Origin of the sequence: Nocardioides segetis (assembly GCF_051390595.1) — a bacterium.
Taxonomy (GTDB): Bacteria; Actinomycetota; Actinomycetes; order Propionibacteriales; family Nocardioidaceae; genus Nocardioides.
Window position 1 is genome coordinate 1 of the sequence record NZ_JBNINR010000021.1, and the last position, 12,290, is coordinate 12,290.

General features: G+C 71.9%; 12 protein-coding genes. 5 read left to right on the forward strand and 7 right to left on the reverse strand.

The window, feature by feature from the left end; translation table 11 throughout:
• Positions 1–142 precede the first annotated feature (142 nt).
• From ACPZVR_RS23400 to ACPZVR_RS23415, 4 genes are all read right to left on the reverse strand, one after another.
• A complete protein-coding gene (locus ACPZVR_RS23400; protein WP_436702093.1) occupies positions 143–1,456 on the reverse strand; it encodes an ABC transporter substrate-binding protein in 1,314 nt (437 codons plus the stop codon).
• Between the two features lie 12 nt (positions 1,457–1,468).
• A complete protein-coding gene (locus ACPZVR_RS23405; protein WP_436702094.1) occupies positions 1,469–2,269 on the reverse strand; it encodes a cyclase family protein in 801 nt (266 codons plus the stop codon).
• Between the two features lie 24 nt (positions 2,270–2,293).
• Positions 2,294–3,262 carry a fumarylacetoacetate hydrolase family protein gene (locus tag ACPZVR_RS23410; RefSeq protein ID WP_436702095.1) on the reverse strand — a complete coding sequence of 323 codons (969 nt, stop codon included), beginning with the start codon at positions 3,260–3,262 and terminating at the stop codon, positions 2,294–2,296.
• A gap of 133 nt (positions 3,263–3,395) precedes the next feature.
• On the reverse strand, positions 3,396–5,051 hold the full coding sequence (locus ACPZVR_RS23415; protein WP_436702096.1) for a helix-turn-helix domain-containing protein: 1,656 nt from the start codon (positions 5,049–5,051) through the stop codon (positions 3,396–3,398).
• Positions 5,052–5,145: 94 nt separating this feature from the next.
• On the opposite strand from ACPZVR_RS23415, the gene ACPZVR_RS23420 reads away from it, so the two are divergent.
• Genes ACPZVR_RS23420 through ACPZVR_RS23430 form a run of 3 tightly spaced genes read left to right on the forward strand, consistent with a single transcriptional unit; the run spans position 5,146 to position 6,746 of the window.
• Complete coding sequence (locus tag ACPZVR_RS23420) at positions 5,146–5,736, forward strand: TetR/AcrR family transcriptional regulator (protein ID WP_436702097.1); 591 nt, start codon at positions 5,146–5,148, stop codon at positions 5,734–5,736.
• Between the two features lie 48 nt (positions 5,737–5,784).
• The gene (locus ACPZVR_RS23425) at positions 5,785–6,180 is read left to right on the forward strand and encodes a helix-turn-helix domain-containing protein (RefSeq protein ID WP_436702098.1); all 396 of its coding nucleotides are present in this window, start codon (positions 5,785–5,787) and stop codon (positions 6,178–6,180) included.
• Positions 6,177–6,746 (forward strand): hypothetical protein, encoded by a 570-nt coding sequence (locus ACPZVR_RS23430; protein WP_436702099.1) that lies wholly within the window; start codon positions 6,177–6,179, stop codon positions 6,744–6,746. Before ACPZVR_RS23425 ends, ACPZVR_RS23430 begins: the two co-directional genes overlap by 4 nt.
• On the opposite strand, the gene ACPZVR_RS23435 is transcribed toward ACPZVR_RS23430, so the two are convergent.
• The gene (locus ACPZVR_RS23435) at positions 6,736–7,380 is read right to left on the reverse strand and encodes a TetR/AcrR family transcriptional regulator (RefSeq protein ID WP_436702100.1); all 645 of its coding nucleotides are present in this window, start codon (positions 7,378–7,380) and stop codon (positions 6,736–6,738) included. The genes ACPZVR_RS23430 and ACPZVR_RS23435 overlap by 11 nt on opposite strands.
• Before the next feature lie 75 nt (positions 7,381–7,455).
• Between ACPZVR_RS23435 and ACPZVR_RS23440 the strand changes: the two genes are divergently transcribed.
• Together ACPZVR_RS23440 and ACPZVR_RS23445 are read left to right on the forward strand one after the other, a co-directional pair.
• On the forward strand, positions 7,456–9,066 hold the full coding sequence (locus tag ACPZVR_RS23440) for an AMP-binding protein (RefSeq protein ID WP_436702101.1): 1,611 nt from the start codon (positions 7,456–7,458) through the stop codon (positions 9,064–9,066).
• Positions 9,063–9,812: an SDR family NAD(P)-dependent oxidoreductase gene (locus ACPZVR_RS23445; protein WP_436702102.1), complete on the forward strand. Its 750-nt coding sequence runs from the start codon at positions 9,063–9,065 to the stop codon at positions 9,810–9,812. The genes ACPZVR_RS23440 and ACPZVR_RS23445 overlap by 4 nt, the downstream gene beginning before the upstream one ends.
• 61 nt (positions 9,813–9,873) lie before the next feature.
• On the opposite strand, the gene ACPZVR_RS23450 is transcribed toward ACPZVR_RS23445, so the two are convergent.
• Positions 9,874–11,556, reverse strand: a complete 1,683-nt coding sequence (locus tag ACPZVR_RS23450) for a flavin-containing monooxygenase (protein ID WP_436702103.1) — start codon at positions 11,554–11,556, stop codon at positions 9,874–9,876.
• A 91-nt stretch (positions 11,557–11,647) separates the two neighbouring features.
• Positions 11,648–12,250, reverse strand: a complete 603-nt coding sequence (locus ACPZVR_RS23455; RefSeq protein WP_436702104.1) for a hotdog domain-containing protein — start codon at positions 12,248–12,250, stop codon at positions 11,648–11,650.
• Positions 12,251–12,290: the final 40 nt, after the last annotated feature.

A 12,290-nucleotide genomic window follows, 5' to 3' on the forward strand; every position in this document is an offset into this window, starting at 1 on the left:
TTTTTGGGGGGGGGGGGGGGGGGGGGGGGGGGGGGGGGGGTGGTGGGTTTTTTTTTTTTTTTTTTTTTTTTTTTTTTTTTTTTTTTTTTTTTTTTTTTTCCCCCCCCCCCCCCCCCCCCCCCCCACGACGGCACGGAGGGGATCAGGGGTTGTAGTCGAGCTCGGCGCCGGCGACGTCCTCGGGCCAGACCAGGACGCGCTTGCCGTCCTGCACCTGGGCCACCCGGTTGATGTCGATGCCGTAGTTGTTGAACCCGTCGAAGTTGAGCGTCCCCACGATGGTGTCGACCTCGTTGGCGTTCAGCCACGCGATGACGGCCGCGTTGTCGACGCCGCCCTCGGTGATCCCGGTCAGCAGGATCTGCCAGGCCGCGAGGCTGGCCGCCGCCTGCGTCTCGACGAAGGGGAACAGGTCGTCCTGCTGCGCGACCTCGCTGTAGGCCTTGGTGAAGTAGCGGGCGACCGGGGTGTCGCCCAGCGGCGGGTTGTCCTCGTAGATCGAGGAGATCATCATGCCGTCGGCCTTGTCGCCCAGGGCGGCGACGGCAGCCGGCGCCGGCAGCGAGACGTAGATCGAGCGCGGCTCGTAGCCGATGGCGTCGAACGCCTGGTAGAGGTTCGTGACGTCGGCGCCGATGCCGCCCAGGTAGACCAGGTCGGGGTCGGCGTTCTGGATCCGGATCGCGATCGAGCTGAAGTCCGTGGTGCCGAGGTCGTACTCGACATCGCCCTCGATCGTGGTGCCGGCGCCCTCGAGCGCCGTCACGACGGAGCCGCGATAGCTCAGCGTGGTCGGGAACTTGGCCGTCGCGAAGAACGCCGACTCGGGCGGGTTGCCACTGGACTCCAGGGCGTCGAGCAGGGTCTGGGCCTGCGCGTCGAACATGTGCGCCGGGTCGTCGACACCACCCATCTGCCACGCCGGGAAGTGGTTCTCGCCGATCAGCTTGTCGGGTGCGCCGTTGGTGGCGGTCGGGTAGGCGTAGCCGGCGCGGGTCACCGGGCCGGCGCCGGCGAGCGTCGCCGCGCCACCGTAGGGGCCCATCACGAAGTCGACCTCGTCGCCGATGAGGCGCTCGTAGTTGGAGGTCACCGTGGCCGGCGTCGACTGGTCGTCGATCACCTTCCACTCCAGGGGCCGGCCGTCGATCCCGCCGCACTCGTTGACCCAGTCGACGACCAGCTCGGCGACCGCGTCGTGGAGGGTGCCGGTCGGCGCGAGGGGGCCGGTGAGGCTGAGCGAGCCGCCGACGACGATGGGGTCGCCGGTGGGCGCGGTGCCCTCGGTGCAGTCCATGCCGGCGATCGGCGCGACCAGCTCGGCGTCGGGGATCTCGGCGACCCGGTCGTCGGCTGACTTCTCGTCCTTCACGACGCCGCCGCAGGCGGTGAGCAGCAGCGCCGCGGCGGCGCTGAGAGCGAGCCCGCGCACGGCGGGCCTCGGGGCGTGGAACATCGTGGTCTCCAGTCAGTTGTCGAGGAAGCCGACGACCCGGCACGGCGACGCGCTGGTCTTCGGGAGCTTGATCGGGAAGAAGCCGACGTGGAAGCCCGTCAGCGGGAGCGCCTGCAGGTTGTCGAGCTGCTGGATGATGAAGGCCTCCTTGTCGGCGATCGCGAAGTGGCCGTCCCAGAGCTCCTTGGGATCGCCGGTCGCCTCGTAGGCCGCCTTCATCACGGGGAAGGGGCGGTCCCATGCCATGGCGTCGGTGCCGAGGATCGTGGCCCCGAGGCCGGTCAGGTAGCGGGTGCCGTCGCCGCTCATGCCGGGGTAGTTGAAGAACTCCGGATCGGCCGGGGTGTAGCGCTCCTGGCCGGTGCGGAGCAGGAGGGCGTCGCCCTGCCGCACCTCGCGCCCGGTCGCGGCGATCGCCCGCTCCAGCGCCTCGATGGTGATCGCCTCGCCGGGCGCGGCCCACGGGCGGACGTCGAGCACCATGCCCGGCCGGTAGAGCTCGGACAGGTCGATGTCGCTGATCGTGCGGGCGGGCTTGCCCTCGATCAGGCTGCCGCTGTGCAGCGGCGCGTCGACATGGGTGCCGCAGTGCGTGTTCATCTCGGTGAGCCAGTCCTCGCCCCAGCCCTCGCCGTTGGGGAGGTGCTCGGCCGGGCAGCCGAAGATGTCCATGGTGCGCTGCAGGCCCTCGCCGCCCGGCGCGAGGTAGTGGATCTTGGGGGCCAGCACGGCGGCGAGCGGCTCGTAGGCCGGCGGCACCATGTCGCGGTAGGCGGGGTCGAGGGTGCGGGAGAGATCGACGATCGTGGTCATGACGGCGTGCCTTTCGGGAGTGGGTCAGTAGGGGAGCTGGACGCGGTTGCGGAGGATGCCGATGCCCTGGACCTCGAGCTCGACCTCGTCGCCGTCCTTGAGGCGCTTGCCGATCTCGACCGGGCTGCCGGACATGACGGTGCCGGTGCCGAGGACGTCGCCCGCGTGCACGGTGCGGTTGCGGGAGAAGTGCGCGATGGCCTTCTCGAACGAGTGGTGCATCGTCGAGGTCGAGCCGTGCGACCAGACCTCGCCGTTGACGCGCGCCGTCATCTCGAGGTCGTACGGCGAGCCGAGCTCGTCCGGCGTGACGATGCAGGGTCCGAGGGTGTTGGAGCCGTCGAAGTCCTTGCCCCGCGACGGCCCGAGCTGCGACTCCATGACGACGCTCTGCAGGTCGCGGCAGCTCCAGTCGTTGAAGATCGTGTAGCCGAAGACGACACCGGCGGCGTCGGCCTCGTCGACGTCACGGGCGGTGCGGCCCAGGACCGCGGCGAACTCCAGCTCGTAGTCGAGCTGGCGGGTCTCGGCCGGCGCCACGATCAGGTCGCCCGGCCCGCTCACCGCCGTGTGGTCGGCGTTGTAGTAGATGACCTCGCGGGAGAACACCTCCGGGGTGTCGAACTTCCCGGTGGCCACCAGCCGCTCGTACTCCGCCTCGGGATCCGCGGCCTCGGCGGCGATCGAGCGCGCCATCCCCCGGAACGCCGGCTGCAGGTGGGCGATGAACAGCGAGCAGTCGCGCAGGCGCGGGGGGTTCGGCAGCGGCGCCCTGAGCGTCACGTCGTCGAGCGCGTGGACCGCCTGGGCCGGGTGGGAGTCGCACAGCTCCCGCGCGTCCTCGACGCCGGCGTCGCCGGCCCGGACCAGGTCGAGCATCGACGCGAACCGCGGGTCGCCCTCCGCGGCCCGGGTCAGGCTGATCGCGGTGTCGCCGGCGAGGGCGCCGACGTGCGTCGCTCCGTCCGTCGTGGTGAATGTGATGAGCCTCAAGGTGACCCCTCCTTCCATCGGGTGGGATCACCTTCACGGCAGTGACGCCCGTCACCTAGAGCGCCGCCTGACAGAGTCCGACGGCCCGGGTGTCACGCCGTGCCAGCCGACGCGCGCACGGCCGCCCGGGGACTCAGGCGCCCGCGAGCGCGGTGCTGAGAGCGTGCATCCGCAGCGCCGTCTCCAACCGGAAGCGGTGGTCGACGTCCCTCATGTCGACACCGAGCACCTCCTCGATGCGGGCGACCCGGTTGCGCACCGTGTTGTAGTGCACGTGCAGCGAGGCGGCCGTGTCCGGCAGGTGCCGGTCGTGGGCGAGATAGGTCCGCAGCGTCGGCACGAAGTCGGTGCCACGGCGCTGGTCCAGGTCCAGCAGGGGGCCGAGGACGTCGCGCACCGTGGTCTCCAGGTGGGCGGCCGGCAGGCTGGCCATCCCGAGGATGCCCAGCTCGTGGGCGGTGACCACCGACCCGACCCCCGACCCGACCGCTGTGCCCACCGCCGCGCCGCGGACCGCCAGCTCACAGGCGGCCCGCGCCTCGTCGTACGACGTCGCGAAGTCGAGGAGTTCGGCGCAGCTGCGGCCGAGGCCGACGGTCCACCCGCGCCGGGACCGGGTCAGGGCGTCGGTGAGCTGCGCCCGCACCCGTGCCGGCGGGCGGCCGGTCGGCGGCAGGACGGCGACCGCGCGACCGGCGCGCTCGAGGGTGACCACTCCCGGGAACACCGGCCGGAGCAGCGAGTCCAGCTCCGCGCGGCCCACCGGCTCCCCGTCGCGCCCGCCGGCGACCAGGACCTGGGCGCCGGGACCCAGGTCGACGCCCATCATGGAGACCCGGGCCCGGAACTCCTCCGGGTCTCCCAGCCGCCCGCTGAGCAGGGCGTCGAAGAGCTCGCCGTTCAACCGCTCCGCCGTCCGCTCGCGCTCGCCCACCCGCAGCACCTGCAGGCGGAACAGGCTGATGCACAGGTCGACGAACGCCTGGCGCTGCTCGTCGGGGTCGCGGGTGTCGATGACGACGACCGTGAGCCCGCCGCAGTCCGCGAGCACCGTGCGGCGGACGACCCGCGGATTGCCCGGGCGCAGCTCGCCCGCCGCGCGGACCAGGGTGCCGTCGCCCTGGCGGAGCTCGACGCGGCCGCCGAGCTCGCGAGCGAGCAGGTCGAGCGAGCCGACGGGATCGGTGTGGGTGGCGAAGCCGTTGGCCAGGTCGGCGCAGGCGCGCTGCTCGCGGGTCGCGCGCTCGGCACGCCGCTCCGCGGCCGCGGCGAGCAGCCCGCGGCGCCCGTCGACGTCGAGCTGGTGGAGGCGGACCCCGAGGTCGTGGGCGATCTCCTCCAGCATCTCGACCTCGGTGTCCGACCAGGGGTAGGGGTGCCGGTGAGCCGCGTAGAGGACGCCGAGCAGCGAGTCGGCCACGAGGATGGGGACGATCAGCGTCGCCTGAATCCCCTCGTTGTCGATGAGCCGCTTGAGCAGCGGCACCCGCCGCGAGTCGTGGCGGTAGTCGCGGCTCATCTGCGGCCGCCGCTCCAGCGCGACCCGGCCGCCGATCCCCTCGCCGATCTTGAGCCGCCAGGCCGCCGCCATCTCCGTCGACGCGACGCCGTGGTGGGCCCCCATCACGAGGTAGTCGCCCTCGACCAGGCCGGCCCACGAGACGGGGCAGTCCAGCACGGTGGCCACGTGGTCGGCGGCGAGCTGCAGCGCCTGGGTCGGGTCCTTGGCGGCGAGCAGCCAGCGCAGGTACTGGGCGGAGGAGGGCGGCGACAGCAGGTCCAGGCTCACGACGTCCTCCTCGCATCGGCATACAAGTTTGTACCCGAGTTCAACCTCTGGCAGTGTACGCAGCGGGAGCCGCCCCTGTCACGAAAGGCATGCGATGGCATCCGAGCCCGTCACCGCCCGCGCCCGCCGCGTCGGCCAGCGCCGCGACCGCGTCTTCGACGCCGCGATCGAGCTGTTCGTCGAGCAGGGCTACGACGCGACGACGATGGACGACATCGCCGTGCGCGCCGACGTCGCGCGCACCTCGGTCTTCAACTACTTCGAGCGCAAGACCGCCTTCCTCGACGAGTGGTCGGCCCGCCGCCGGGCCCGCGCCTTCCACGGCACGCCCCGCGACGGATCGGGCACCCTGCGCGAGGAGCTGTCCGCGATCACGCGGGAGCTCGCCGCGATCAGCGACGCCTCCCGGGTCGCGACGACCGCGATCATCGGGGCGGCCCTGCGCGAGCTCGATCTCCTCGACGACCACCCGCTGAGCCACGAGTTCCTGGCGGTCGTCCGGCGCCACCCCGAGGACATCCGCGACGACGTCGACCCCCAGCTGATGGGGCTCACGCTCGCGACCGGCTACTTCGCCGTCCTGCGCGCCTGGATCGGCGACGGCCCCCCGCCCTTCGACCTGGCGACCCGGCTGCTCGCACTCCTCGACCTGCTCCTCGACGGCGCCAGCCGGCCCGGTCACTGAGCGAGCGCCGTCCTCGACCGTACTGAATTCAGTACGTACACTGTGTCCATGTCCGCCGCCTTCGCGATCGAGCAGATCCTGGAGCGATCGGGGTTGAGCAAGACCGGCCTGTCCCGCCGCTCCGGGGTGAGCCGCGCCCAGATCAACACCTACCTCAAGGGCAGCGCCCAGCCTTCCGTCGCACAGCTCGAGCGCCTCGGCGCGGCCGCCGGGCTCCGGCTCGACCTGTCCTGGACGCCGCTCCCCGGGGCACCCGGCGAGACCGATCCCTCGTGGCTGCGTCCCGACGACCCCCGGATGCAGCCGCCCCCTCTGACCCTGGCGGAGCGCGGCCGGGTGCTCGAACGCGTCGTGCCCGTCGCGATGGCGCAGCGCCGGCACCCCCGCGGAGCGCTGGAGGCGCCGCCCTTCCGATCCCTGCTGCACCCGTCTGCCTCCCCATGATCGATCCCTACGAGATCTTCGTCCGCGCCATCGACGTCCATCGCCGCCTGCTGGCGGCGGGGATCGACAACGCCATTGGCGGCGCACTCGCCCTCGGCTATCACATCGACGACCCGCGGGGCACCCAGGACATCGACATCAACGTCTCACTGCCCGCCGCTCGGGCGCGCGAGGCGCTGAGGAGTCTCCCGCCCGACGTCCCCTGGGACGAGGCCACGATCACCCAGATCGTCCGGGACGATCAGGTCCGGATCATGTGGCCCGTGACCGACGACCTGCCGATCCCCCTCGACCTGTTCTTCGCCGTCCACGCGCTGCACGAGGTCGTCCGCACGAGGACCATCGAGGTGCCCATGCACGGCGCGACCGTGAAGGTGCTGTCCGCCACCGATCTGACGATCTTCAAGGCGCTCTACAACCGGTCCAAGGACTGGCCCGACATCGAGGCGATGCTGGCGGCCCACGACTCCACGGTCGATCTCGACGAGGCGATCCGCTGCGTGGGTGAGGTCGTGGGCGGGGACGACCACCGCACCCACCGCCTGCGCGGGCTGCTCAGGAGGTGAGCAGGCCTCCGTCGAGCATGGTGAGGTACTGGTCGGCCAGGGCGCCGTGCTGCATCCGGCCGCGCGGGTCGTACCACCGCACGGTCGACCAGACGCCGTCGCGGATGAAGCGGTACGTCGTGGTGGGCTCGAGCTCCGCCCGGAAGTCGCCCGACGCGACGCCGGCGCGGAGCACGTCGAGCCAGACCTTCTCGACCTCGCGGCTGGCCTTGGTGACGAACGAGAACTCGGGCGTGCTGCCGAGGAAGTTGGCCTCGTTCTGGTAGAGCGCGACCGCGTGCGGGCTGCGGTGGATGGTCTCGAACGAGCTGCGGACCAGCCCGTCGAGCGCGGCCCGCGGCGACGCGGCCTGCTCCGCGATCGACCGGAACTGCCCGAGCAGGCTGCCCATGAAGTCCTGCAGGATCTCGGTCAGCATCTCGTCCTTGGACGCGAAGTGGTGGTAGAGGCTGCCGGACAGGATGCCCGCCTCGTCGGCGATGTCGCGCACGGTCGTCTGGGTGTAGCCGCGGGAGGCGAACATCTCGGCGGCGATCGCCAGCAGCTGGGTGCGCCGAGCCGAGCCGGTGCCGGTCGCGCCCGCTCCGGCGCCCTTCTTGCGGGCGGTGGCGGCGCCCCCCTTGGTGGTGGCCATGCCTCGATCCTCTCCCACGGTTGCGCCTACGATACCTAACAAGCACTTGGTTAAGCGACGAGCGGAAGGCCGCCGATGACACCCACCACGATGCCCGCCCTGCTGGAGCAGGCGGCGGCTGACCACCGCGACCACCCGGCCATCGTCGACGGCGCCACCATCATCACCTACGCCGGCCTGCGGGACCTCGTCGTCGAGGCCGCCCGCGGCTACCGGGCCCTCGGCGTCGCGCCGGGCGACCGGGTCGCGATCTGGGCGCCCAACCGTGCCGAGTACCTCGTCGCGCTGCTCGGCGCCCAGCAGATCGGTGCGGCGGTGGTGCCGCTCAACACGCGCTACCGCGGTCCCGAGGCGCGCGTCGTGCTCCAGCGCTCGCGGGCGGTGGCGATCGTCGTCTGCGACGGCTTCCTCGACACCGACTACTCGGCGATGCTCGCGGCGGGCGACGACGCGGCGGGGCGCGGCGCGGCCGCGGACGGCGGGGAGGGCTCCGTCATCGCCGGGCTCCCCCACCTGCGGGCCGTGGTCGACATGAACTCCGCCGGGCGGCCGGGCACGATCGGCTGGTCCGACTTCCTCGCGGGCGGGGAGGAGGTGACCCCGGCCGAGATCGAGCGACTGGCCGCCGAGGTCACCCCCGACACCGTGGCCGACATCCTGTTCACCTCCGGCACCACCGGCGTCCCCAAGGGCGTGATGAGCGCCCACCGCCAGACGATCGGGACCGCCGAGGTGTGGGCCCGCGGCGCCAGTCTCAGCGAGGCAGACCGCTACGCGGTCGTGAACCCGTTCTTCCACTCCTTCGGCTACAAGGCCGGCGCGATCGCCAGCCTGACCGCCGGCACCACGATCCACCCGGTCCTCACCTTCGATCCCGAGGAGCTCATGCGGCTGATCCAGGAGGCCGGCATCACCGTGCTCCCCGGAGCGCCGACGATCTTCATCACGCTGATCAACCATCCGCGGCGCGCCGAGTTCGACCTGTCGTCGCTGCGCTTCTCCATCGCCGGCGCGGCGAGCGTCCCCGAGACGCTCTTCGTGCAGATGCAGGAGGTGCTCGGCTTCGACGAGGTCGCCCAGGCCTACGGCCTCACCGAGTGCGTGGTCGCCACCCGGTCCCGCGCCGGCGAGGACCCGCGGCATATCGCCGAGACCACCGGTCCCGGCGTCCCCGGCATCGAGGTCCGCGTCGTCGACGAGACCGGAGCCGACGTCGCGACCGGCACCGACGGCGAGGTGTGGCTGCGGGGCGCCAACGTCATGCTCGGCTACTTCGAGGACCCCGAGTCCACGGCCGCGGCCATCGACGCCGACGGCTGGCTCCACACCGGCGACGTCGGCCGGCTCGACGAGCACGGCTGCCTCAAGATCACCGACCGGATCAAGGACATGTTCATCGTCGGCGGCTTCAACGTCTACCCGGCCGAGGTGGAGAACACCCTGGCCGCGCACCCGGCGGTGATGGAGAGCGCCGTGGTCGGCGTACCCGACGAGCGGATGGGCACGGTCGGCCGCGCCCACGTCGTGCTCCGGCCGGGCGCGACGGCCACCGCGGACGACCTGGTGGCCTGGGCCCGCGAGCGGCTCGCCAACTTCAAGGTGCCGCGCGAGGTGGTCTTCGTGACCGAGCTCCCCCGCAACGCGAGCGGCAAGGTGCTCAAGACCGACCTGCGAGACGCCCGGTGAGCGCGCCGGCACCCGTGGCCCTGGTCACCGGGGCGAGCGGCGGCATCGGGCAGGCGGTCGCACGCCGGCTGGTCGACGACGGCGCCTCGCTGATCCTGCTGCACCGACGGACCGCGCCCGACGCCCTGGTCGGCGAGCTCGGCGACCGGGTCCTGGCGAGCGCCGCGTGCGACCTGACCGCCCCCGAGGCGACGGCGGACCTCGTGGCCTCGCTCGTGGCCGAGCACGGCGACGTGCGCACGGTCGTCCACGCCGCCGGTCCGCACGTGCCGATGGTCCACCTGTCGAGGGTCACCCCCCGCCAGTTCGCCAAGCAGGTCGATCAGGACGTCGTCGCCTTCTTCAACCTCGCCCACGCCGTCCTGCCGACCCTGCGCCGCGCGCGGGGCTCCCTCACCGTGGTGACGACCGCCGCGACCCGGCGCTATCCCGTGCGCGACGGCCTCTCGGCCGGCCCCAAGGGCGCGGTCGAGGCGCTGGCCCGCGGCCTGGCCGCCGAGGAGGGCCGGTTCGGCGTCCGGGTCAACTGCGTGGGCCCGGGCATGCTCACCGACGGGATGGCCGAGCGGCTGATCGGCTCCGGCGACCTCGACGAGCACGCGCTCGATGTCGCGCGGGCCAACATCCCGCTGCGCCGGTTCGGCACGGCCGTCGACATCGCCGAGGCGGTGGCCTTCCTCGCCGGGGACCGGGCGGGCTTCATCTCGGGCCAGAAGCTGGACGTCGACGGCGGCTACGGCGTCTGACCGGACTCGGCTCGAGCCGGACCCACGACCCGGCTCCTGCGCCGGGCCGTGGGGGATCCGGTCAGGCGACGCCCGGCCGGCGCCGCTCGATCTCGGCCGCGGTCCGCAGCTCGAAGCTGGGGTAGCCGCCGTCGATCTCCTCCTGAAGCCGTCGGCGGTAGCGGGGCGCGCCGCCGAGATAGACCATGACCCGCGGCTTGTCGTCGCGGTCGAGGTTGATGTTGTGGCCGTTGAACCAGGACTTCGAGTGGGCGAGCAGGAGCAGGCTGTTGATCTCGCGCACGTGCTCGACCCACGCGATCTCCGCCTCGCGGCGGCCCTCGAACCGCACGACGTCGTGGGCCTCGATGTGGCGCACGGTCTCGGTCATCCAGTTGACGACGTCCTCGATCCCCCGGGGGAAGTTGGCCGTCGCCGAGCCGGACTGCGGCCCGACGAGCATGAAGAGGTTGGGGAAGTTGGTGACCTGGACGCCGACGCAGGTCTCCGGGCCGTCCTGCCACTGCTCCTTGAGCCGCACGCCGTCGACACCTCGGAAGTCGATCCGGTCGAACGGTCCGGTGACGGCGTCGAAGCCGGTCGCGTAGACGATGACGTCGAGCTCGAGATCGCGCACGCCGCCGTCGGCGAGGTCGAGCCGGATCCCGGTCTCGGTCACCTCGCTGATCGGGTGGGCCATCAGGTCGACCAGCTCGACGTTGTCCTGGTTGAAGACCTCGTAGAAGCCGGACTCGCCGGCGACCCGCTTGTTGCCGAAGCCGTGGTCCTTCGGGATGAGCAGCTCGGCGACCTCGGGGTCGTGGACCCGCTGGCGGATGCGGTCGGCGACGAACTCGGAGAGCTCGCGGTTGGGCCCAGCCTCCATCATCGTGTCGCGGTAGTTGCCCATGTAGAGCGCGGCGCCGTGCCCGTTGTCGTAGAGGTCGTTCCAGTGACGCAGCCGCTCCTCGCGGGTGACGTCGGTCGACAGGGTGCGGTCGGGACGGTGCACGAAGCCGGCCGGCGTCTCGCGGCACCACGCGAAGATCTCGTCGTACGACGCCCGCAGCCGGGCCATCTCCTCCGGAGTGATCGGCTCGTTCCCGAGGGGCGCGCACCAGTTGGCGTCGCGCTGCAGCACGACCAGCTGCTCGACCCTGTCCGCGATGTCGGTGATGACCTGCACGCCGCTCGCGCCGGTGCCGATCACGGCGACCCGCTTGCCGGTGACGTCCAGGTCCTCCGGCCAGTCGAACGTGTGGGTCTCGACGCCGCCGAAGGTGCCGAGGCCCGGCACCCGGGGGTAGGTCGGCACCGAGAGCAGGCCCATCGCGCAGAGCACGAAGCGGGCGCGCAACTGCTCACCGCCGGCCATCGTCACCAACCAGTGCAGGTCGTCCTCGACCCACTCGGCCCGCTCGACCCGCGTGTTGAGGCTGATGTGGGGGTGCAGGTCGAACTTGTCGGCGACGTACTCGAGATAGGAGAGCGTCTCGGGCTGCGCCGCGAAGCGCTCCTTCCAGTCCCACTCCTCGAGGAGCTCGCGGGAGAAGGAGTACTGGTAGGTGTAGGACTCCGAGTCGAACCGGCACCCGGGGTAGCGGTTGTTGTACCAGGTCCCGCCGAGACCCGCGTTCGCGTCGACGACCCGCACCGACACCCCGAGCTCGAGCAGCTGGTGCAGCTGGTAGAGCCCGCAGACGCCGGCGCCGATGATCAGGTAGTCGAGACCAGGCGTCGGCTGCCCGTCGGTCTGGATGGTCATGTCGGATCTCCTCATAGAATCAAGCGCTTGCTGCACATTACACGAACACCGGCCCAGCGGCGAACGCGGTGATCGCCGGTGGGCGACGTGCTCAGGGCTGCCCGGGACGCAGCTCGACGAAGAGCGCCTCGGCCTCGGCGCAGACGGAGTCGCCGTCGCGGATCTCGCCGCGGACGTACTGCTTGCGCCCCTCCCTGCGGTCACGCCGGACCCGGAAGCCGAGGTCGCGGTCGAGCCGGACGACGGCCCGGAAGTCCACGTGGAGGTACGCGGTCCGGGCCGGCGGGCGGCCCTCCCCGTTGATCAGTCGACCGAAGAGCTCGTCGAACAGGAGCGGGATCGCACCGCCGTGCGCGGCACCGTTGCCGCCGAGGAAGTAGCCCCCGAACCGCGTGGTGCCACGGAGCTCGGTGTCGCCCTCCCCTGTCACGCGATAGGCGGGCGTCATCGACTGGCCGTGGGAGGCGACCCCCGCCCGCCGGGCGAAGAGCCGCTCCTGCTCCGCACCGGCCCGCTCGGCGAGGACGCTCGCCCAGCCGCGGAGCTCCGCGGCGAGGTCGGCGGCCGACGCGTCGTCCGGCACCGCGCCGGCGAGGGCGTCGAGGAAACCGCGGGTCGCCTCGATCAGCCCCTCGTAGGTCGCGTCGTCCGCGACGGTCGCCCCGATGCCGCGTGGGACCAGGGATTCCGTCATGCCGCCATCTCCTCCGTCACCTCTTCCGCCGGCCGTCGGC

Excerpts from the sequence above, each read along its gene's own strand:
- ACPZVR_RS23455 (WP_436702104.1), bottom strand. The coding sequence starts at position 12,250 with ATGACGGAATCCCTGGTCCCACGCGGCATCGGGGCGACCGTCGCGGAC.
- ACPZVR_RS23450 (WP_436702103.1), bottom strand. The coding sequence starts at position 11,556 with ATGACCATCCAGACCGACGGGCAGCCGACGCCTGGTCTCGACTACCTG.
- ACPZVR_RS23425 (WP_436702098.1), top strand. The coding sequence starts at position 5,785 with ATGTCCGCCGCCTTCGCGATCGAGCAGATCCTGGAGCGATCGGGGTTG.
- ACPZVR_RS23435 (WP_436702100.1), bottom strand. The coding sequence starts at position 7,380 with ATGGCCACCACCAAGGGGGGCGCCGCCACCGCCCGCAAGAAGGGCGCC.
- ACPZVR_RS23405 (WP_436702094.1), bottom strand. The coding sequence starts at position 2,269 with ATGACCACGATCGTCGATCTCTCCCGCACCCTCGACCCCGCCTACCGC.
- ACPZVR_RS23400 (WP_436702093.1), bottom strand. The coding sequence starts at position 1,456 with ATGTTCCACGCCCCGAGGCCCGCCGTGCGCGGGCTCGCTCTCAGCGCC.
- ACPZVR_RS23420 (WP_436702097.1), top strand. The coding sequence starts at position 5,146 with ATGGCATCCGAGCCCGTCACCGCCCGCGCCCGCCGCGTCGGCCAGCGC.
- ACPZVR_RS23440 (WP_436702101.1), top strand. The coding sequence starts at position 7,456 with ATGACACCCACCACGATGCCCGCCCTGCTGGAGCAGGCGGCGGCTGAC.
- ACPZVR_RS23430 (WP_436702099.1), top strand. The coding sequence starts at position 6,177 with ATGATCGATCCCTACGAGATCTTCGTCCGCGCCATCGACGTCCATCGC.